Genomic DNA, 20,458 nt, shown 5'->3' with positions numbered 1-20,458 from the left:
CGCGTTGGAGTCTCCTATGGATATCATGACTGGCGCCGGGCTGTTGGCTGGCATCATCGTCATCGCGGTGATGATGTTCATGGGCGGCGACCTGCACATGTTCATCTCCGAACACGCCATGATCATCATCTTCGGCGGCTCGATCGCAGCGACGATGATCCGTTTTCCGCTCGGCGTGATGCTGCACGGCCTGCCGCTCGGCGCCAAATTCGCCTTCACCATGAGCCGGCTGTCGGCCCGCGACCTCGTCGACGAACTCGCCCGCATCGCCGAGATCGCCCGCAAGCAGGGCCCGGTTGGGCTGGAGAAGGTCGAGACCGACGAGCCGTTCCTCGCCAAGGGCATCCGTTACGTCGCCGACGGTTACGACCTCGAATTCATCCGCGACAACATGGAACGCGACCGCGACAACTTCCTGATGCACCTTGACGAGGGCAGCAAGATCTACCGCGCGATCGGCGACTGCGCGCCGGCGTTCGGCATGATCGGCACGCTGATCGGCATGGTGCAGATGTTCGCCAACATGACCGACCCCTCCAAGCTCGGCCCGTTCATGGCGACCGCGCTGCTCGCGACGCTGTACGGCGCGCTGGTCGCCAATTTGTTCTGCCTGCCGATCGCCGACAAGCTGCATGGCAAGCTGCTCGACGAGGAGACCAACCGCACGCTGATCATCGACGGCATCCTGATGATCCGCGACTCCAAGAGCCCCGCGCTGGTGCGCGAGATGCTGCTGGCCTATCTGCCGGAGAAGCATCGCCAGGAGGAAGGCGAGCCGGTTCCGGCCTGACCGGACCGCGCTTTCGGGAAACGCAGCGATGGCCAAGAAAAAGCGCGGCGACGCCCATACCGGAGGTCACGGCTGGTTCGTGACCTTCGCCGACCTGATGGGCCTGATGATGAGCTTCTTCGTGATGCTCGTCGCGTTCTCCACCATGGACAACAACAAGCTGAAGATCGTCGCCGGCTCGATGCGCGATGCTTTCGGCGTGCAGACCAATGTGCGCTATTCCGGCATCGTCGAATCCGACGGCCTGCCGACCCGGCCGAAGCTGAAGAACGTCGAGCACATCTCGCCGGAGGAATCTTCGGCCAATCCGACGCCGGACGAGAAGGAGCGCAGCCAGATCAACGGCGCGCGGCTGAAGATCGACCGCGAATTCGCGCTCGCCTCGGCCTCGCTCCGCCAGGCGCTGCAGGACATGCCGGAGCTGACCGAGATCTCCAAGAACATCATGTTCGAGGAGACCAAGGAGGGGCTCAACCTCGAGATCGTCGACCAAGACGGCCGCTCGATGTTCGCCGACGGTTCCAGGGAGCCGTATGACCGCACCCGCCGGCTGATCCAGAAGCTGGCCGCGCCGCTGAAGGCGACGCCGCTGCGGGTCGCGATCGTGGGGCATACGGCCGCAGGCTTCGTGCCGGCGCGCAGCGATTATGACGGCTTCGACCTGTCCGCGGACCGCGCCAACGCGGTGCGGCAGATCCTGGAGCGGGAAGGGCTGCCGCCGTCGCATATTTTCGCGGTTTCCGGCAAGGCCGACGGCCAGCCGCTGTTTCCCGACGATCCGACGCTGCCGGCCAACCGTCGCGTGACCATCACGTTGATGCGGGAAAATCCGCCACTGCCGCCGGATCTGAAGCCGTAGCTCCGGGTTACCATACTACCGTCAACTACCACTGTTGCGCGGTTGACACGCGAAGCGGAAGCGTCGATAGCCGCGCGCATCAAATCAACCGATCGGGCGTCCCAACCTCGCCATGGCTGTCAGCGTCTCATCTACCGAAGCTCAGGAAGGGCAACCCACCTCCAGCTTCTGGGCCCTGACACTCGGCAGCATAGGGGTGGTGTTCGGCGACATCGGAACTTCGCCGCTCTATGCATTCCGTGAGGCGGTCGGCGGCGCCGCGCACGGCCAGCCGGTCACCCGCATTATGGTGCTGGGCGTGCTCAGCCTGATCCTGTGGGCGCTGTTCACCGTCGTCACCGCGAAATACGTGCTGCTGCTGCTGCGCGCCGACAACAATGGCGAGGGCGGCACGCTCTCGCTGATGGCGCTCGGCCAGCGCGCGATCGGTCGGCGCAGCTGGCCGCTGCTCGCGCTCGGCGTGGTCGGCGCCTCAATGTTCATCGGCGATTCCATGATCACGCCGGCGATCTCGGTGCTGTCGGCGGTCGAAGGCCTCAAGCTCGCCACCCCGCATCTCGAGCACTATGTGGTGCCGCTGACGATCCTGATCCTGGTCGTGCTGTTCTCGGTGCAGAGCTCTGGCACCGCGCGCGTCGCTTCCGCCTTCGGTCCGGTGATGGTGGTGTGGTTCGCCTCGCTGGCGGTAATGGGGCTCGTCCACATCATGGACGACCCGTCGGTGCTGGCGGCAATCAATCCCTATTACGCGCTCCAGTTCATGCTGACCCACGGCACCATCGGTCTGGTGACGCTGGGCGCGGTGTTCCTCGCGGTGACCGGCGGCGAAGCGCTGTATGCCGATCTCGGCCATTTCGGCCGCAAGCCGATCCAGTCCGGCTGGCTGTTCTTCGTGCTGCCCTCGCTGCTGCTGAACTATTTCGGACAGGGAGCGCTGGTGCTGTCCGATCCCAGCGCGATCGAGAACTCGTTCTACCGCATGGTGCCCGACGTGCTGCTGCTGCCGCTGGTCGGGCTCGCCACCGCCGCGACGGTAATCGCGAGCCAGGCGGTCATCACCGGCGCCTATTCGCTGATCAGCCAGGCGGTGCAGCTCGGGCTCTTGCCGCGCTTCGAGGTTCGCTACACCTCGGAGACCCATGCCGGTCAGATCTACCTGCCGCGCGTCAACCGGCTGCTGCTGATCGGCGTGCTGCTGCTGGTGCTGCTGTTCCGCACCTCGAGCGGGCTGGCGTCGGCCTATGGTATCGCCGTCTCCACCACCATGGTCGCCGACGGCATCATGGGCTTCATCGTGATCTGGAAGCTGTGGAATTGGCGTGCGGCGTCGGCGGCGGCCTTGATCCTGCCGTTCGTGATCGTCGACATGACCTTCTTCAGCGCCAATCTCCTGAAGCTGTTCGAGGGCGCCTGGGTGCCGCTGCTGTTCGGCGTCGTCATGGCGACGATGATCTGGACCTGGCGCCGCGGCGCCGCGATCCTGGTCGCCAAGACCCGACGCATCGAGGTGCCGCTGCGCGACCTGATCCACAGTCTGGAGAAGCGGCCGCCGCATATCGTCAAGGGCACCGCGGTGTTCCTGACCAGCGACCCGAGTTTCGTGCCGACCGCGCTGCTGCACAATCTCAAGCACAACAAGGTGCTGCACGAGCACAATGTGATCCTGACCATCGAGACCGCACCGACGCCGCGCGTCGATCTGTCCGAGCGGGTCAACATGGAGAAGGTGAGCGACAAGTTCACCGCGGTGCGGCTGCGCTTCGGCTACATGGAATCGCCCAACGTGCCGAAGGCGCTGGCGGTCGCGCGCAAGCTCGGCTGGCAGTTCGACATCATGTCGACCTCGTTCTTCGTGTCGCGCCGATCGCTGAAACCGTCGGCACAATCCGGGATGCCGCAATGGCAGGACCACCTGTTCATCGCGATGAGCCGGTCCGCCAATGATGCCACCGACTATTTCCAGATCCCGACCGGCCGGGTGGTTGAAGTGGGTACCCAGGTAACTATCTGATCCGGCGCGGGATTCTGAAATGATCGACGGTAATCCATGCGTGACATGCATGGCGGAGACCTGAATCCGGGCTAACCTATGCATTCCTGCCGGGAGTATAGCGCTGCAACCCGGCATTGTGCGGTGCGGCAGAAGACAGAGGCACAGCTTCCCATGTCATCCGAGAGTGCGATCACCGCGGCGGAAACGCCGGCGGCAAACGGCAATGGCGAGGCGCATTCCACCGCCACCTTCAAGGCCCTGATGCTCGGCAGCATCGGTGTCGTCTATGGCGACATCGGCACCAGCCCGCTCTACGCCTTGCGCGAAGCCGTCGTTGCGGCCGCCGGCGGCGAAGGCGCGGTGACGACGCATGCGGTGCTCGGCGTGCTCTCGCTGATCCTCTGGGCACTGATCATCGTCGTTACGCTGAAATACGTCGTGATCCTGCTGCGCGCCGACAACAATGGCGAGGGCGGCACGCTGGCGCTGATGGCGCTGGCGCAGCGTGCGGCGACCAAGGGCGGCGCCGCGATCGTGCTGCTCGGCATCATCAGCGGCGCGCTGTTCTATGGCGACGCCGTCATCACGCCGGCGCTCTCGGTGCTTTCGGCAATCGAAGGCATCAAGCTCGTCACCTCGACATTCGATCCCTATGTCGTGCCGCTCACGGTGGTGATTCTTGTCGTTCTGTTCGCCGTGCAGTCGCGCGGCACCGCGCGCGTCGCGGCCTTCTTTGGCCCGGTGATGTGCGTGTGGTTCGCCCTGATCGCGGTCGCGGCGCTGCCGCAGATCGTGCGGCATCCCGAAGTGCTGTACGCGTTCAATCCGATCCTCGCGGTGTCGTTCATGCTGCATCACGGCGTGATCGGCTTCATCACGCTCGGTGCGGTCTTCCTCGCGGTGACCGGCGCCGAGGCGCTCTATGCCGACCTCGGCCATTTCGGCAAACGACCGATCCAGACCGCGTGGCTGTTCATCGTGCTGCCGTCGCTGGCGCTGAACTATCTGGGGCAGGGCGCGCTCTTGATCGGCAATCCCAAGGGCATCGAGAACCCGTTCTTCCTGATGTTCCCGGACTGGGCCCTGATCCCGATGGTCGCTCTGGCGACCATGGCGACCGTGATCGCGAGCCAGGCCGTCATCACCGGCGCGTATTCGCTGACGCGGCAGGCGATCCAGCTCGGCCTGTTGCCGCGGTTCGAGATACGCCACACCTCGGAAGCGCATTCCGGGCAGATCTACATGCCGCGCATCAACCGCTTCCTGTTCATCGCGGTGATCGTGCTAGTGCTGATGTTCCGCTCCTCGAGCGCGCTGGCGTCGGCTTACGGCATCTCGGTGACCGGCACCATGGTGGTGACGGCGATGATGGGTTTTGTCGTGATCTGGAAGGTCTGGCGCTGGTCGCCGATCGCCGCCGCCGCGCTGGTCGCGCCGTTCCTGTTCCTGGACATCACCTTCCTGGCCGCCAACCTGCTCAAGGTGTTCGAGGGCGGCTGGGTGCCGCTCGCGCTTGGCGGCGCCATGATCGTGGTGATGTACACCTGGCGGCGCGGCAGCCGGCTGTTGTTCGAGAAGTCGCGCAAGTTGGAATTCCCGCTCGCCGATCTCGTCGCGATGCTGGAGAAGCGGCCGCCGCAGCGGGTCTCCGGCACCGCGGTGTTCCTGACCAGCGACCCCGTCAGCGCGCCGACCGCGCTGATGCACAGCCTCAAGCACTACAAGGTGCTGCACGAGAAGAACGTCATCCTGACCATCGAGACCGCGCCGACGCCGCGCATCGATCCGTCCGAGCGGGTGCGAATGGAGCAACTCAGCGAGACCTTCTCCAAGGTGACGCTGAAGTTCGGCTTCATGGAACAGCCGAACGTGCCGAAGACGCTGGCGATCGCCCGCAAGCTCGGCTGGCAGTTCGACATCATGTCGACCTCGTTCTTCCTGTCCCGCCGTGCGCTGAAGCCGGCGGCGCATTCGGGCATGCCGAGTTGGCAGGACCATCTGTTCATCGCGCTGAGCCGCTCCTCGAACGACGCCACCGACTATTTCCAGATCCCGACCGGGCGGGTGGTCGAGGTCGGCACGCAGGTCACGATTTAGGGTCTGCGAACCAGCGTTTCGGCGTGGCATCTAACCCGTTTCGGACGCTTGATTTTCTCTGCGCGAGAGGCGACTTTGCGGCCCGGAACGGCGAGCCGCGCGACGCTCGCCAAAGATGATTTCGGGAGGATATTTCCGTGGCGGACCACAAGGTGGAAGATTTGTTTCCGGACGAGGTGTCGAAGGGCATAGCGGAAGGCCGCTATCTGCTGGTCGACGTCCGTGAGCCCAATGAGGTCGCCGTCGAGGCCTATCCCGAGGGCGTCGTGGTGCCGCTGTCGACGTTCGATCCGGCGGCGATTCCCGATCCGCAGGGCAAGCAGGTGGTGTTCGCCTGCCGTTCCGGCAAGCGCTCGGTGACGGCCTCGCTTGCCGCCCAGGCCGCGGGCCTGCCCTACGACAAGCATCTGGCGGGCGGCATCATCGGCTGGAAGGCGGCGGGACTGCCGACCAAGACCGGCGGCTGATCCCTGACATGACCTCCATGAACAAGGTCTTCGCGGACCTTCCTGTCACCATCTTCGAGGCGATGTCGCAGGCCGCGCGCGACAACAACGCCATCAATCTCGGCCAGGGCTTTCCCGACGATCCGGGTCCGGAGGACATCCGCCGCGCCGCCGCGGACGCCTCGATCAACGGCTATAATCAATATCCGTCGATGATGGGCATCCCGGAGCTCCGTCAGGCGATCGCATCGCATTACGGCCACTGGCACGGGCTCGAGCTCGATCCGATGGCCGAGGTGATGGTCACCTCCGGCGGCACCGAGGCGCTGACCTCCTCGATCCTCTCCGTGGTCGAGCCCGGTGACGAGGTGGTGTGCTTCCAGCCGGTCTATGATTCCTATCTGCCGATCATCCGCCAGGCCGGCGGCATTCCGCGGCTGCTGCGGCTCGAACCGCCGGACTGGCGGCTGAGCGAGGAGATGCTGCGCAGCGTCTTCAATCACAAGACCAAGGCGGTGCTCTTCAACAATCCGCTCAATCCGGCGGCGGTGGTCTATCCGCGCGAGGACCTCGAACTGCTGGCGAGGTTCTGCCAGGAATTCGACGTGGTCGCGATCTGCGACGAGGTCTGGGAACACGTGGTGTTCGACGGCCGCGAGCACGTCCCGCTGATCACGATCCCGGGCATGCGCGACCGCACCATCAAGGTCGGCAGCGCCGGCAAGATCTTCTCGCTGACCGGATGGAAGATCGGCTTCGTCTGCGCCGCGCCGCCGTTGCTGCGCGTCGCTGCGAAGGTGCACCAGTTCCTCACCTTCACGACGGCGCCCAATTTGCAGGCGGCGGTGGCATATGGCCTCGGCAAGCCCGACGGCTATTTCCTCGACATGCGCAAGGACATGGCGCGGAGCCGCGACCGCCTGACCAAGGGGTTGGAGAGCATCGGCTTTCCGGTGCTGAAGTCGCAGGGGACCTACTTCCTCACCGTGGACCTGTCGCCGCTCGGGCTCAACGAGACCGATGCGGAGTTCTGCTGGCGGATCGTGCAGGACTACAAGGTTGCGGCGATCCCGGTGTCGGCGTTCTACGAGCAGGATGCGGTGACGTCGGTCGTGCGTTTTTGTTTCGCCAAGAAGGACTCGACGCTCGACGCCGCGCTGGAGCGGTTGTCGGACGCCGTCCACCGCCGCAAGAGGTAGACCAGAATGCGAGAGCAGAACCGTCGTCTCGTCAGCTTCGTCGGCGCGGTCGCGACGGTCCTGCTGCTCTCGGCCTCCGCTGACGCCGAGGAGCGCACGGTCAACTTCTACAATTGGTCGAACTACATGGCGCCGGGAGTCCTCGAGGACTTCACCAAGGAAACCGGCATCAAGGTCGTCTACGACACGTTCGACGCCAACGAGACGCTGGAGACGCGGTTGCTCGCCGGCAAGTCGGGCTACGATGTCGTGGTGCCGACCGGCTACTTCCTGCAGCGCCAGATTACCGCGAAGGTGTTCCTCAAGCTCGACAAGTCGAAGCTGCCGAACCTCGCCAACGCATGGCCCGTGGTGACGAGCCAACTTGCCACCTACGATCCCGGCAACAATTACGGCGCCAACTACATGTGGGGCACCACCGGCATCGGCTACAACGTCAAGATCGCGGAGAAGATTCTCGGTCCCGACCCGAAGATCGACAGCTGGGACATGGTGTTCAAGCCGGAGAACCTCGCCAAGTTCAAGGATTGCGGCATCCACATGCTGGATTCCGCCGACGACATCCTGCCGGCGGCGCTGAGCTATCTCGGCCTCGATCCGAACTCGACCAAGCAGGCCGACCTCGAGAAGGCCGCCGATCTCGTCATCAAGATCCGGCCCTATGTGCGCAAATTCCACTCGTCCGAATATCTCAGCGCGCTGGCCTCGGGCGAAATCTGCTTCGTGGTCGGATGGTCGGGCGACGTCATGCAGGCGCGCAGCCGGGCGGCGGAAGCCAACACCGGCGTCGAGATCGGCTACACGATCCCGAAGGAGGGCGCGCAGATGTTCTTCGACAATCTGGCGATTCCGTCGGATGCGAAGAACGTCGCAGAGGCCTATGAGCTGATCAACTACCTCTACCGTCCCGAGGTCGCGGCGAAGAACTCGAACTTCCTGTCCTACGCCAACGGCAATCTGGCGAGCCAGAAGCTGATCGATCCGAAGATCTTCAACGACAGGAACATCTATCCCGACGAGGCGATGCAGAAGAAACTGTTCGTGATCACCGCGCGCGATCCGGCGACGCAGCGGATCATCAACCGCCTGTGGACAAGGGTGAAGACCGGGAAGTGACGCGTCATTCCGGGATGGTGCGTCAGCACCAGACCTGAGATGCGCAATTGCGCATCGGGAAATCTCGAGATCCTCGGTGCGCAATTGCGCACCTGAGGGGTCGATGCTTCGCATCGCCCCGGAATGACAAGTTGGATGAGCCTACCGCCAGCGCCGGTGCAGCCAGAGCCATTGATCGGGATACTCACGGACCCAGCCCTCGACGACGTCGGTGATCACCTGCATGGTGCCCTGGATATCGATCTGGCCGGATGCGTCGAACACCGGCTTGACTTCCTCGGTGACCTCGCCGCGGAAGCGGCCGTCGGGCAGGCGGATGATCCGCGTGCCGTGGATCGGGCAATCGATCTGCCGGCGCAGGCGCGCCAGCAGTGGATTAGCCGTGGTCTTGCGGCCGAAGAAGGTGACGGGGACGCCGTTGGTCAAATACTGATCGACCAGCATCGCGACGTGCTGGCCGTTCTTCAGCGCCTGCGCAAGCTTGAGCGGCGCGTCGCGGCCGGCCGGCACCAGTGTGCCCAGGTTGACTGCGCGGATGCGCTCGATCGCGCGGTCGGCGGCTTCGATGTTCGGCCGCCGAAACAGGATGGTGGCGTCGAGCCCATGCGCTGCGGCGGCAATTGGAGAGAGCTCCCAGTTGCCGAGATGTGCGGCGAAGAACAGTGCCGGCTTGCCGTCGTCACGCAACTGGTCGAACAGCTGTTTGCTGCGCGCCGAGAATTCGACGCGACCCGGCTTGTCGGGATTCTGGGGATCGTGGTCCCAGATGCGGTCGATGTGCGCGAATTCAGCGCCGATGCGTCCGAGGTTGTGCCAGACGCCCGTCAGGATCTCCTCGATCTCCGCCGGTGACTTTTCCGGGAAGGCGGCCGTGAGGTTCTCGCGACCGATGCGATCCTCACGCAGCCGGCGGCCGATGAAATGGGCGGCGCGGCCGAAGAACCTTGCGGTCTTCTCGGGATCGAAATAGCGCGTTGTACGCAGCAGGCCGATCGTCAGCCCGCCGATCGCCGCGTCGGTCACGGGCTTCGCGGCGTCACGCAGGTGCGCCCTGGTGCGAAGGAGCAGACGTTTCATCTGATGAGGCGAGGGCGCTAGGCCGGCTCGCGCGTCAAGATCAGTGAGGCGTTCTGCCCGCCGAACCCGAACGAGTTCGACATCACGGCGGTCACCTTGGCATCGCGCGCCTTGTTACCGACCACGTCGAACGGGATCGCGGGATCAGGCACCTCGTAGTTGATCGTCGGCGGAATCCGCTGATGCTCGAGCGTGAGCAGCGAGAAGATCGCCTCGACTGCACCGGCGGCCGAGATGGTGTGGCCGACCATCGACTTGTTCGACGACACCGGAATGTTTTTGGTATGTTCGCCAAACACGGCCGACGTCGCAAGATACTCCATCTTGTCGTTTTCCGGCGTCGAGGTCCCGTGCGCGTTGATATGATCGATTTGCTCGGGCTCCATTCCAGCATCGGCGAGTGTCTTGCGCACGCAGCCGATCGCCGGCTTGCCGTCCGGGGCCGAGCGGGTGCGATGGAAGGAATCGGTGAGCTCGCCGCAGCCGGCAACGACGCCGAGGATGCGCGCGCCGCGCGCCATCGCGGCCTCGTAGCTCTCGAGCACCAGCGCGCCGGCGCCTTCGGCCATCACGAAGCCGTCGCGGTTCTTCGAGAACGGCTTTGAGGCGGCTTGCGGCGGATCGTTCTGGGTGGAGAGAGCCGACAGCAGCGAGAAGCGCACCATGGCTTCCGGGTTCACCGAGCCGTCGGTCGCGACGCACAGCGTTGCATCGGTTTCGCCGCGGCGGATCGCCTCGACGCCGAGCTGGATCGCGGTCGCGCCGGACGCGCAAGCCGTCGACAGCGAAATCGGCGAGCCTTTGGTGCCGAAGGTCTCGGCGAGGTGGAGCGCGACGGAGCCGAAGGTGAAGCGTCGGTGAAAGTGCGCGAACTTCCCGCCGCTGCAGGTCGCCAGGTATTCGATGATTCCAAAGTCCTTGGTCGGAACCTCGCGCGCGACTTCGAGCCGCTGCGGCCACTCGGTCTCGATCGGTGCGACTGCCAGGAACAGCGGGCCTGGAAAGTCGCCCCTGCTGCCGATGCCGGCTTGCTCGAGCGCTTCCTCGGTCGCGATCTCCGCCAGACGCTGCGACAGGCTGGTCGAGGAGAACGGGTCGACGGTGACGAAATCGACGGCGCCGGCCATCGTCGTCTTCATGCCGTCGAGCGGGAAGCGTGTCACGGTCTTGATGCCGGACTCACCCGCGGTGAGGCGCTTCCAATTGTCGGTCTTGCCGCCGCCGAGCGACGTCACGATTCCCATGCCGGTCACGACGACGATCGGTCGGCCGAATTTATCGCGTGGTGCTGTCATGGTGTCCCCGTCGGTGCTTGCGCCGAATTACTTGACGGCCTCGACCAGTGCCATGCCTTCGCCCTGCCAGTGGCCGACCCCCAACACGACAATCTGGGTTGGCGCTTCGGTATTTTCAACCTCCAGCCCGGTCGGGTCGTTGGCCGGATAGAGCGCGCCGCGCGAGATCGACAGCGCGGCCAGCGCGAGCCCGAGCGGGAACTGCGCCTCCATGGTATGGCCAAAGGTCGTTCCGGTGGCGCGGACGGCAAAGCCGGCATGCTGGCTGAGGAATGCGCGCTCTTCGGCGGTCGCAGGCTCGGCACCGGTCGCGCCCGTGATCAGGATACCGTTGTCGCCGCTGACGCCGAGCTGCGGCCACAACGCCTGCAGCGATCTCGTCACGGCGCCCGGCTCCTTGCGTCGGGCGAGGTCGGCGACCACCTTGGTCAGCTTGGCGTACGGCTTTGCGCCGCGGGCCTCGGCATGTTCGCGCGATTCCATCACCAGGAAGGCGCCGGCGGAGCCGATAGCAAAGCCCGGGTTGTTCCTGCGGGCCCAGACCGAGCTATGCTGGTCCTTGAGGGCGAGATCGCCGAATGCATAAAGCATCAAGAGGTCGCCGCGATCGCCGTTATGAGCGGCACCGACCAAGGCGATGTCACTCTGGCCGGCCCCGATGCGCGCGACCGCGATCCGTGCCGCGTCGATGCTTGAGGCTTCCTCGCCCATGAAGGTGCGCGAGGTCCCGCACACGCCGTGAACGATCGCGATGTTGCCGGCGAGCAGGTTGGAGAGCTGCGCCAGGAACAGCGTCGGGCGCAGCTCGTTCATCAGCTTCTCGTTGAGCAGGGCGGGCGGCAGCTTGCCCTGCGCGTCGGCGTTCATGATCGCCAGGTCGACATTGAGGTCACGCTCGCCGCCACCGGCTGCGATGATCATGTCCATCCGCGACAGGATTTCCTGATTGCCTTTGACGCCGGCGGAATCGAGCGCCAGCCCGGCGGCATAGGTACCGATCCGCTGCCACGTCTCCATCTGACGCTGATCGCCTTTCTTCGGGATCTGGGCGTCGAAGCTGACGGGGGCGATCGGATGGATCACGTATGGCGCGAGACGCTTCTCGTCGGCATTGACGCGCCGGGCGCCGAGCGCCTCCCAATGCGCATCCAGCCCTTCGCCAAGCGAGGAGAGCAGGCCTACGCCGGTGATCCAGACTTCCTTCTCAGCCATTGCTCATTGCCTGCTGCGGAAACCCGATCTTGGTGGCCATCGCATCCATGTGCACGCGCAAGTCCGGGCTGGGGAAGGGGATATGACGGAAGGTCAGCTCGGCATTGCACTTGAGCTCCTTGCCGACGCGAACCTTCGCCGAGGTCACGGCGAATCCTGAACCTTCGTGTTCGATCTTGGCCTCGATGGTCAGGAGCGAACCGGGGCTGACGAAGCCGCGCATCTTGGCTTCCTTGACCATGGCGAGGAAGGGCATGCGCTCGAACTTGGTCAGACCGAGGATCAGCCAGCCCGAACTCTGGGCCATTGCTTCGGTCAGCAGCACGCCGGGCATGATCGGATAGCCCGGGAAGTGCCCCGCGAACACCGAATGGCTGTCGGGCGGGACCTCCGCCTCGACGACAATGGTCCTTGCGTCGAGGTTGAGGTCGACGATCCGATCGATCAGCTGAAAGATCTCGAGCTGCATGATGGGCGATTACGAGCCCGTGCCCGTGCCCGCGTTCTTGGCTGCAACCAGCTCGTCGATGCGGTCGGCGAGATTCTTCAACACGAAATACTGCTCCGTCGTGGCCTTGCCGTCGTTGACCTCCTGGGTCCACTTTTCGAGCGGCATCTTGATCCCAAAGGCCTTGTCGATGGCAAACGCGATGTCGAGGAAGTCGAGGCTGTCGATCCCCAGATCGTCGATCGCGTGGCTCTCCGGCTTGATCGTGTCGCGCGGGATGTCGCAGGTCTCCGCGATAATGTTGGCGATCTGCTCGAATGTGGAAGACATCATTAAGCCTTTGATATATTGAAGGTAATTCCGGGTCGGCTCAGAGGAGGCGGGCGCATTGCCCCGGAATGCCCGATTGCTGGTGCCGGAGTCGTGTGCCCGTATATCGGAGCGGGGCCGTTAGTTCAATGGAGCTTGGCCAGCCTCGCAAGGACGGTTTTTGGGCAGGGTTCCGGCCAGCTTAGCCGCGCGGCATCACCGTAATCTTCGCGCAATCCCGGCGGCCCATCAGCACGCAATCCTGGGTCTTGCGCAGATCGGCGATGCTCATGGCAAGCCAGATGCCGATCGCGGTGAGCGCCACCGTGAAGGCGAAGGCGGCGATGTTGGCGAGCATGCGCTGGCGGAAATCGTCCGGCTCCTCGCGCGGCTTCTCATAGCGAGAGAGATCGTTCGCAACGGAAGCCGGGCGAGTCGATCGGAGCGGCCCCTCGCGCTTGCCGGGCGGCTGCGCCGAGGTACGCGGCCGGAATTTGAGCACCACGTGCTCGTCATCCGAGGAAATTGGCCGCTGCGTCTTCACTGTTGTCAGTCCGGTCGCGTCGCCGGTTATGTTTAGCATGTTCGCTGCACTTCACACCTAAAATCTTGGTGCGCGCAGAGGTGGTATTCATGCTTCGATCGCCTCCAGGAACTGGCTTGCCGTCGAGGCGACTGCTGCGCGGCGGCGCGCGGGATGTTCGGCATTGCGATGACCAGGCCGATGTCGACACATTCGTTCGACCTTCGCGCATGCACAGTTTGCGCTGCAACGCCGGCACGGAGGTTGAAGCTGCACGCCGGGCATTGGCAGCCTGCGCATTGACAACCGAGGCCGAACCATCCGGCCGTCGGCCCCACCGCTTCGTGAAGCCATTCCGACACACCGGACTCTTTCACCCGCCTGCGGGCTCATGACATAGTGGAACCCGTTCGGGAGTGCCGGTCAAAAGGGAGCATGAATCATGGCCCACACGCGCGAGCCTTACGTCAAACCGGTCCCGATCCTGTCGCTGCGGCCGACCCAGATGACGGTCGGCATGCAGGAGGTGAAGGAGAAGCGGAAGCGCTGGCGCGAGCACAGGTCGGACAAGAAGCGCGCTGAGCTGCTGGGCAAGCACATGATCCCGGTCGTCCATGGTCCCGACGATCGCTACTACGTGATCGATCACCATCACATGGCGCGGGCGCTGCACGACGAGGGCGTCAAGGACATTCTGGTCACGGTGATCGGCGATCTCACGATGGTCGAGCGTGACGTGTTCTGGGGCGTGATGGACAACAAGCGCTGGGTCTATCCCTACGATTCCAAGGGCGAGCGCCGCCACTTCAAGGACATTCCGAAATCGATCAAGGATCTCAGGGACGATCCGTTCCGCAGCCTCGCCGGCGAGATGCGCCGGGCGGGCGGTTTTGCCAAGGACACGACGCCGTTCAGCGAATTCCTGTGGGCCGATTTCCTGCGCCGCCACATCCCGCGCAAGACGGTGGAGAACAATTTCGCCAAGGCGCTGGAGAAGGGACTGGCGCTCGGCCGCAGCAAGGACGCGGTCTATTTGCCCGGCTGGTGCGGGCCGGCATCCGATGACTGATCTGCCGCGGCCTCCGGCCTGTGCGGATCCTCCCTGCCACCGAGCGCGTGGTGCAGCCACCGCTCGGTCCGCTTGCCGAAGGTCAGCAGCAGGAATGCCAGCGCGAGGGCGGTGAGGACGATCGGCCAGTGTCCGGCGCCGCAGACGATCCCGACGCATGCGGCGAAGAACGCGCATGCGGCGCTGGTCAGGCCGTGGACGTGATATTGGTCGCCCCGCCGGACGATCACGCCGGCGCCGAGAAAGCCGATGCCGGTCAGCACGCCCTGGATCACGCGGCTCACCGCATCGGTGAACGTTCCGGGCTCGACCGCCTGCAGCGCCAGCAGCACCACCGTGGCCGTCGAGAGGCTGACGAGACCGAGCGTCTTCAGGCCGATCGGCTTGCCGCGCAGGTCGCGGTCGAGCCCGATCGCGCCACCGGCAAGGGTGGCGGCGCCGAGACGCAGGATGATCTCGCTCCAGTCCGCCAAGTCGTCCTCTATTTCGACTGCCGGCCGAGCATGTAGAACTCGCCGTTCGGCCGCATGCCGGTGACGTTGGCGAGCCGGTTCGACAGCGCGAAGAACGCCGCAACCGCGGCGATGTCCCAGACGTCGTCGTCGCTGAAGCCGTGGGCGGCAAGCGCGGCGAAGTCCGTCTCCGAGACTTCCTCGGCAGCGCGGCTCACCTTCATGGCGAAGTCGAGCATCGCGCGCTGCCGCGGCGTGATGTCGGCCTTGCGGTAGTTGACCGCGATCTGGTCGGCGATCTCGGGATTCTTGGCGCGGATGCGCAGGATCGCGCCGTGGGCGATCACGCAATACTGGCACTGGTTGGCGGCGCTGGTCGCCACCACGATCATCTCGCGCTCGGCCTTGGAGAGGCCGGAGTCCTTTTCCATCAGCGCGTCGTGATAGGCGAAGAAGGCGCGAAACTCGTCGGGGCGATAGGCCAGGGTGAGGAAGACGTTCGGCACGAAGCCGGATTTCTCCTGCACCGCCAGGATGCGGGCGCGGATGTCCTCGGGAAGCTTGTCGAGGGCGGGCGTCGGGAAACGTTTTGCGGTCTGCTGCGTCATGAGATGGTTCCGGCGTGCCGCCGGGATGCGGCATCACGCGAGACCATAGTCGATGACGGGTCGGGCGCAAGGCGCATCGGCACCCTGCGGCACTGACGTCAACGCAGCGGCTTCTTCAGCAGCGAGAAGCGGTCCGGATCGAGGCCGAGCGAGGGCTGCAGCATCGGCGCCTCGGCCGGTGCCATGGTGCGCGCCGGCGCCGGAGAGTTGAAGTTGGCGTCGCCGCTCGGGCTGTCGCGATGCGAGGTGGCGCCTCGCCAGCGCTCCAGCACGGCGCTGACGAAATGCATGTCATGGCCGGCGGTGACCGACGGTACCGTGGCAATGGTGGCCTCGCCGCGCGGCAGCTGGTGCGGCGGCACCTCCTTGAAGCGCAGCCGGGTCGGCAGCGCCACGCCTTCGCCGAACGCCAGCACCTCGCGGGTGCCGAGCGAGGGCACGAAGGACAGCAGGTTGGCGGCGGCGTCCGAGACCGCGGAGCGCAGCAGCGCCTGGTCGCGGTCGTTGGCGAGGCGCATCGTGAACAGCGTGTTGCACTGGGAGATGATGGTCGCGTCGAGCTCGGCCGGACGCTGGGTGATTAGGCCGAGATAGACGCCGTATTTGCGGCCTTCCTTGGCAATGCGCGACACCGCCTTGCGGGTCGGCCCGAAGCCGATATTGCGGTCGGCGGAGGCGTAGCGGTGCGCTTCCTCGCAGACGAACAGCATCGGCGAGACGCCGTCGCTCCACAGCCCGAAATCGAACGCCATGCGGCACAGCACCGACACCACGGAATCGACGACTTCGGCGGGGAAGCCGGCGAGCTGCATGATGGTCATCGGCTTGCCGTTGGCGGGCAGGCGGAACAGATGGCTGATCACCTCGGCCATGGTATCGCCGCCGACATTGGCATTGTCGAACATGAAGGCATAGCGCGGATCGTTGCGCACCGCGTCGATCCGCGAGATCAGCTTGTGATAGATGATGCGCGAGGAGCGGTTCTCCAGCTTGCCCATGCGCTCGTCGATCAGCGAGATCAGGTCGACCAGCCGATAGGGCACCGGCGTATCGACGGTGTAGCCGACCTGCTTGGGATCGATGCGCTTCAGCCCGAGACCGACCCGGTCGGAGTTCTGGTACTGGGTGTAGATGCCCTTCGCCATCGGAATCACTTCGGCGAGGATGTCGAGCTCCTCGGGCACGCCGGGCCGGCCGCCGAACAGCACGTCGACGATCTCTTCGAAGTTGAACAGCCAGAACGGCAGCTTCAGGTTTCGCGGGTTGAGCACCTGAGCGCGCTCGCCGAAGCAGCGGCCATATTCGTTGTGTACGTCGAGCAGGAAGATGCGCAGGTTCGGCCGCGACTTCAGGATCTCGTTGAGCAGCAGCGACACGCCGGTCGATTTGCCGACGCCGGTCGAGCCGAGCACCGCGAAGTGCTTGGACAGCATCTCCTCGACGTCGACATAGGCGATCACAGAACGATCCTGCTGCAGCGTGCCGACATTGATCTGGTCCGAGCCGCTCGGCGCATAGACCGTGCGCAGCTCCTGGTTCGTGATCAGATCGGTGCTGTCGCCGATGGTCGGATAATGGGTGACGCCGCGCTGGAATTTCGGGCGGTCGCCGCCCAGGATCTCACCCAGCAGGTCGACCGAGGCGGTCGCCATGTATTCGTCGGACGCCGGCAGGTTCTCGCACGTCACTTCGGTGATCATGGCGACGATGACCGAACTCGCGCAGCGGATACTGACGAACCGGCCGACGGTCGCTCGCATCTCTGAAAGTTGCATCTGGCCGCCCGCCAGCAGCCCAACCCGGGCCTGCGAGCCGCGCACAGAGATCACACGTCCGAAGGGTGTCACAGTTCCAGCCTGGCTCGTTCTCAAAATCTAAATGTCCGGACCAATATGCCCGCCCGGGATTGGAAAAACCGTTAAATCGCCGGGGTTCCGCATCCGCTAAATCTACACCTTCCCGGTGACGATTTGTTTCTATCGTGCCGCGAGATGACGCCCCCTCGTGTGCATCGGCGGCGGAATCGTCGCTTTCCGGCACAGCCGCGTTTGTTTCCCGATTTTTCCGTTAACGCGGGATTCACCATCTCCAAGGAGTGCATCGGCAGCTCCGTAGGTTCGCGGGGAATTGGGCGCGATTCGTCATGCGCTGTCGCCCGGTATCGCGTAACCGATTGCTAACTGCGAGTTGTAACGACCTTTCCATTTGTGCTGCGTAACGATGCCGCGCCCGGGAGAGATCAGCGTGCGCATCGAACACCGCAATTCAGGACATGCCGACGCCGGCTCGACCAAGGGGCTGGCGTTCTGTGCCGGCCTGTTGGTCGGCAGCCTGCTCGGAAGCGCGACCGCGCAATGGAGCGAGCGCGAAGGCCTGCTGATGGCGGCATTCGCGATCATGGCCGTGATCGTCTTCCTGTTGCTCAAGCGGCACGAAATCTCCGACGAGCGGCTCGCCACCGAACGTCGCAATCTCATGACCGCCGTGAACAACATTCCGCAGGGGCTCGTGCTCTACGATGCGTCGGCGCGCATCATCATCTGCAACCGTCCCTACATCGAGATGTTCGGGCTTTCGCCCGACGTCGCCAGGCCCGGCTGCACCATGCACCGCCTGATCGCGCACAGGCAGGAGACGGGCTCGTTCGACGGCGATGTCGACGACTTCTGCGACGCCATTATCGGCAACGTGAAGCTTGGCCGCGCCACGCGTCAGCTGACGCAGGCGCCGGGCGGGCGCGCGATCGAGATCGTCAACAAGCCGCTGCCGGAAGGCGGCTGGGTGGCGACCATCCAGGACATCACGGAGCGCACGCGGACCGAGAACAAGATCGCCCACATGGCGCATTATGATGCGCTGACCGACCTGCCGAACCGGGTGCTGTTCCGCGAGCGCCTGGAGCGGGCGCTGAAGGCGATCCGGCCGGATCAGCAGCTCGCGGTCATGTATATCGACATCGACGAGTTCAAGGCCGTCAACGACGCGCTCGGCCATCAGATCGGCGACGAATTGCTCAGGGCGATCGCCGACCGCCTGCGCGGTTGCGTCGGGGACACCGACGTCGCGGCGAGGCTCGGCGGTGACGAGTTTGCCGTGATCCAGACCGTCGTCCGCGATCAGACCGAGACCATGCAGCTCCTCGCTGCTATCTATCAGGCGATCCGCCGGCCGATCGACTGCAGCGGGCATTTGATCACCACCGACGCCAGCATCGGCATCGCCGTTGCGCCCGCCGACGGCCTCGACATCGATCAATTGCTGCGCAATGCGGACCTCGCGCTCTACGGAGCCAAGAGCGACGGCCGCCGCACCTACCGGTTCTTCGAGGTCGGCATGGACGCACGCGCCAAGGCGCGGCGCAGCCTCGAGCTCGAGCTGCGCCAGGCGATCGCCGACGGCAGCTTCGAGCTGCATTATCAGCCGTTGCTCCATCTCGAGGAGGGCCAGGTCAGTTGCTGCGAGGCGCTGGTGCGCTGGCGTCATCCGGAACGCGGCACCATCTCGCCGGCGGATTTCATCCCGATCGCCGAGGACACCGGCCTGATCAACGATCTCGGTCACTGGGTGCTCAACACCGCGTGCCGCGAGGCGATGAACTGGCCGGAGCACGTTCATGTCGCGGTCAATGTGTCTCCGATCCAGTTCAAGAGCCAGACACTGGCACTCAACGTCGCCGCCGCGCTCGCCGCGACAGGGCTTGCACCTTCGCGGCTCGAGCTGGAGATCACCGAGGCGGTGCTGATCCGCGACGACGAGGCTGCGCTCGATATCCTGCATCAGCTGCGCGAACTCGGCGTCCGTATCGCGCTCGACGATTTCGGCACCGGCTATTCCTCGCTGAGCTATCTGCAGCGCTTCCCGTTCGACAAGATCAAGATCGACCGCGCCTTCATCAAGGATCTCGCCGGGACCGGCGCGTCGTCCACGATCGTCCAGGCCGTCGTCAACATCGCCGCCGCCAGCGACATGACCACGACCGCGGAGGGCGTCGAGACCGAGCAGCAGCGCAACCTGCTGCGCATCCTCGGTTGCACCGAGATGCAGGGCTATCTGTTCAGCCGGCCGGTCTCATCGGCTGACATCCGCAAGCTGCTGTCGTCACATCGCGAGACGGCCGTCTCGGTCGCCTGACCGCCTGCCTCGACCGCTTTCACGAGGTGATTCCGGCTACGGAATGCCGTGCGAGCGCAATTGCCGTCGCCAATCATTTGTTGACGGGACCTAACCATTTGTACACTAGTACAAATCGACGCGCCGCTCACCTCCAGCCGCAAGCCGGCGATCCGGCGTCGTCGCGGAGGGAGACCGTCCATGCAGCCGGAACCGATCTTCGATCTCGCGCATCTCGGGCACTTGGAGCTTTTGACGCCGAAGCCGGACGAGAGCCTGAAATTCTTCGTCGACGTCATGGGCATGACCGTCAGCGGCCGCAAGGGCGAGTCGGTCTATCTGCGCGGCTGGGATGATTACGAGCGCTATTCGCTGAAGCTGACGGCATCGAAGACTTCAGGAATGGAGCACATGGCGCTGCGGGCGCGCAGCCCGCAGGCGCTCGAACGCCGTATTGCCGCGCTGAAGGGCTCGGGCTTCGATATCGGCTGGATCGATGGTGACATGGGGCAGGGGCCGGCATTCCGCTGCCGCGATCCCGACGGCCATGTCATCGAGCTCTATTACGAGACCGAGTGGTACGAGGCGCCGTCCGAGCTGAAGCCCGCGCTGAAAAACCAGGCGCAGCGCTTTCCGGCGCGCGGCGTCAATGTCCGCAGGCTCGATCATCTCAATTGCCTCGCTGTCGATATCAAGGCCAACCGTCTATTCTTCGAAGACTACCTCGGCTGCCGCACCACCGAGCAGATCGTGCTCAACGACGGTACGGAAGCCGCGATGTGGATGACGATGTCGAACAAGAGCTACGACTTGGCCTATACGCGCGACCATTACGGCAAGCGCGGCCGGTTTCAC

Annotated in this window: 18 protein-coding genes and 1 pseudogene; 10 read left to right on the top strand and 9 right to left on the bottom strand. The window is 64.6% G+C overall.

From position 1 onward, the window contains the following. Positions 1 to 16: 16 nt before the first annotated feature. From E2I15_RS11645 to E2I15_RS11615, 7 genes are all read left to right on the top strand, one after another. Positions 17 to 790, top strand: a complete 774-nt coding sequence (locus E2I15_RS11645; RefSeq protein ID WP_016848416.1) for a motility protein A — start codon at positions 17 to 19, stop codon at positions 788 to 790. Between the two features lie 28 nt (positions 791 to 818). Then, positions 819 to 1,649 (top strand): OmpA/MotB family protein, encoded by an 831-nt coding sequence (locus E2I15_RS11640; protein ID WP_028334286.1) that lies wholly within the window; start codon positions 819 to 821, stop codon positions 1,647 to 1,649. Positions 1,650 to 1,761: 112 nt separating this feature from the next. Beyond that, positions 1,762 to 3,660: a potassium transporter Kup gene (locus E2I15_RS11635; RefSeq protein WP_137479604.1), complete on the top strand. Its 1,899-nt coding sequence runs from the start codon at positions 1,762 to 1,764 to the stop codon at positions 3,658 to 3,660. Between the two features lie 153 nt (positions 3,661 to 3,813). Then, positions 3,814 to 5,739, top strand: coding sequence for a potassium transporter Kup (locus E2I15_RS11630; RefSeq protein WP_137479605.1), 1,926 nt, complete (start codon positions 3,814 to 3,816; stop codon positions 5,737 to 5,739). A 137-nt stretch (positions 5,740 to 5,876) separates the two neighbouring features. Next, positions 5,877 to 6,206, top strand: coding sequence for a rhodanese-like domain-containing protein (locus E2I15_RS11625; RefSeq protein WP_137479606.1), 330 nt, complete (start codon positions 5,877 to 5,879; stop codon positions 6,204 to 6,206). An 8-nt stretch (positions 6,207 to 6,214) separates the two neighbouring features. Continuing rightward, a complete protein-coding gene (locus E2I15_RS11620; protein WP_155262332.1) occupies positions 6,215 to 7,384 on the top strand; it encodes an aminotransferase in 1,170 nt (389 codons plus the stop codon). 6 nt (positions 7,385 to 7,390) lie between these two features. After that, positions 7,391 to 8,500, top strand: coding sequence for a polyamine ABC transporter substrate-binding protein (locus E2I15_RS11615; protein ID WP_137479608.1), 1,110 nt, complete (start codon positions 7,391 to 7,393; stop codon positions 8,498 to 8,500). A 141-nt stretch (positions 8,501 to 8,641) separates the two neighbouring features. On the opposite strand, the gene E2I15_RS11610 is transcribed toward E2I15_RS11615, so the two are convergent. The 6 genes from E2I15_RS11610 to E2I15_RS11585 all read right to left on the bottom strand — a co-directional run bounded on the left by E2I15_RS11610 (position 8,642) and on the right by E2I15_RS11585 (position 13,385). Next, positions 8,642 to 9,577 carry a lipid A biosynthesis lauroyl acyltransferase gene (locus E2I15_RS11610; protein ID WP_137479609.1) on the bottom strand — a complete coding sequence of 312 codons (936 nt, stop codon included), beginning with the start codon at positions 9,575 to 9,577 and terminating at the stop codon, positions 8,642 to 8,644. A 17-nt stretch (positions 9,578 to 9,594) separates the two neighbouring features. Next, the gene (locus E2I15_RS11605; protein ID WP_137479610.1) at positions 9,595 to 10,872 is read right to left on the bottom strand and encodes a beta-ketoacyl-ACP synthase; all 1,278 of its coding nucleotides are present in this window, start codon (positions 10,870 to 10,872) and stop codon (positions 9,595 to 9,597) included. 27 nt (positions 10,873 to 10,899) lie between these two features. Next, on the bottom strand, positions 10,900 to 12,084 hold the full coding sequence (locus E2I15_RS11600) for a beta-ketoacyl-ACP synthase (protein ID WP_137479611.1): 1,185 nt from the start codon (positions 12,082 to 12,084) through the stop codon (positions 10,900 to 10,902). Further along, positions 12,077 to 12,553, bottom strand: a complete 477-nt coding sequence (locus E2I15_RS11595) for a 3-hydroxyacyl-ACP dehydratase FabZ family protein (RefSeq protein ID WP_137479612.1) — start codon at positions 12,551 to 12,553, stop codon at positions 12,077 to 12,079. Before E2I15_RS11595 ends, E2I15_RS11600 begins: the two co-directional genes overlap by 8 nt. Positions 12,554 to 12,562: 9 nt before the next feature. Then, the gene (locus E2I15_RS11590; RefSeq protein WP_024582229.1) at positions 12,563 to 12,862 is read right to left on the bottom strand and encodes an acyl carrier protein; all 300 of its coding nucleotides are present in this window, start codon (positions 12,860 to 12,862) and stop codon (positions 12,563 to 12,565) included. 181 nt (positions 12,863 to 13,043) lie between these two features. Next, positions 13,044 to 13,385, bottom strand: a complete 342-nt coding sequence (locus tag E2I15_RS11585; RefSeq protein WP_137479781.1) for a hypothetical protein — start codon at positions 13,383 to 13,385, stop codon at positions 13,044 to 13,046. Between the two features lie 421 nt (positions 13,386 to 13,806). Here E2I15_RS11585 and E2I15_RS11580 point away from each other — a divergent pair, with 421 nt between their 5' ends. After that, complete coding sequence (locus E2I15_RS11580; RefSeq protein ID WP_137479613.1) at positions 13,807 to 14,433, top strand: ParB-like protein; 627 nt, start codon at positions 13,807 to 13,809, stop codon at positions 14,431 to 14,433. Here E2I15_RS11580 and E2I15_RS11575 read toward each other — a convergent pair. From E2I15_RS11575 to E2I15_RS11565, 3 genes are all read right to left on the bottom strand, one after another. Beyond that, positions 14,394 to 14,906 (bottom strand): MgtC/SapB family protein, encoded by a 513-nt coding sequence (locus tag E2I15_RS11575; protein WP_137479614.1) that lies wholly within the window; start codon positions 14,904 to 14,906, stop codon positions 14,394 to 14,396. The two genes, E2I15_RS11580 and E2I15_RS11575, sit on opposite strands and share 40 nt — an antisense overlap. Before the next feature lie 8 nt (positions 14,907 to 14,914). Then, positions 14,915 to 15,493 carry a peroxidase-related enzyme gene (locus tag E2I15_RS11570; protein ID WP_137479615.1) on the bottom strand — a complete coding sequence of 193 codons (579 nt, stop codon included), beginning with the start codon at positions 15,491 to 15,493 and terminating at the stop codon, positions 14,915 to 14,917. Positions 15,494 to 15,591: 98 nt separating this feature from the next. Further along, positions 15,592 to 17,340, bottom strand: a complete 1,749-nt coding sequence (locus tag E2I15_RS11565) for an ATP-binding protein (protein ID WP_137479616.1) — start codon at positions 17,338 to 17,340, stop codon at positions 15,592 to 15,594. A gap of 493 nt (positions 17,341 to 17,833) precedes the next feature. Between E2I15_RS11565 and E2I15_RS11560 the strand changes: the two are divergent. Beyond that, positions 17,834 to 19,624, top strand: a pseudogene (locus tag E2I15_RS11560) (putative bifunctional diguanylate cyclase/phosphodiesterase); the annotation flags it as partial. A 180-nt stretch (positions 19,625 to 19,804) separates the two neighbouring features. Continuing rightward, a partial coding sequence (locus E2I15_RS11555) for a VOC family protein (RefSeq protein ID WP_155262329.1) occupies positions 19,805 to 20,458 on the top strand: 654 nt, incomplete at its 3' end.

Source organism: Bradyrhizobium sp. BR2003 (assembly GCF_009720285.1).
Lineage (GTDB): Bacteria > Pseudomonadota > Alphaproteobacteria > Rhizobiales > Xanthobacteraceae > Bradyrhizobium > Bradyrhizobium elkanii.
Note: the sequence above shows the minus strand (reverse complement) of the source record. Positions and strands in the feature narration are given on the sequence as shown.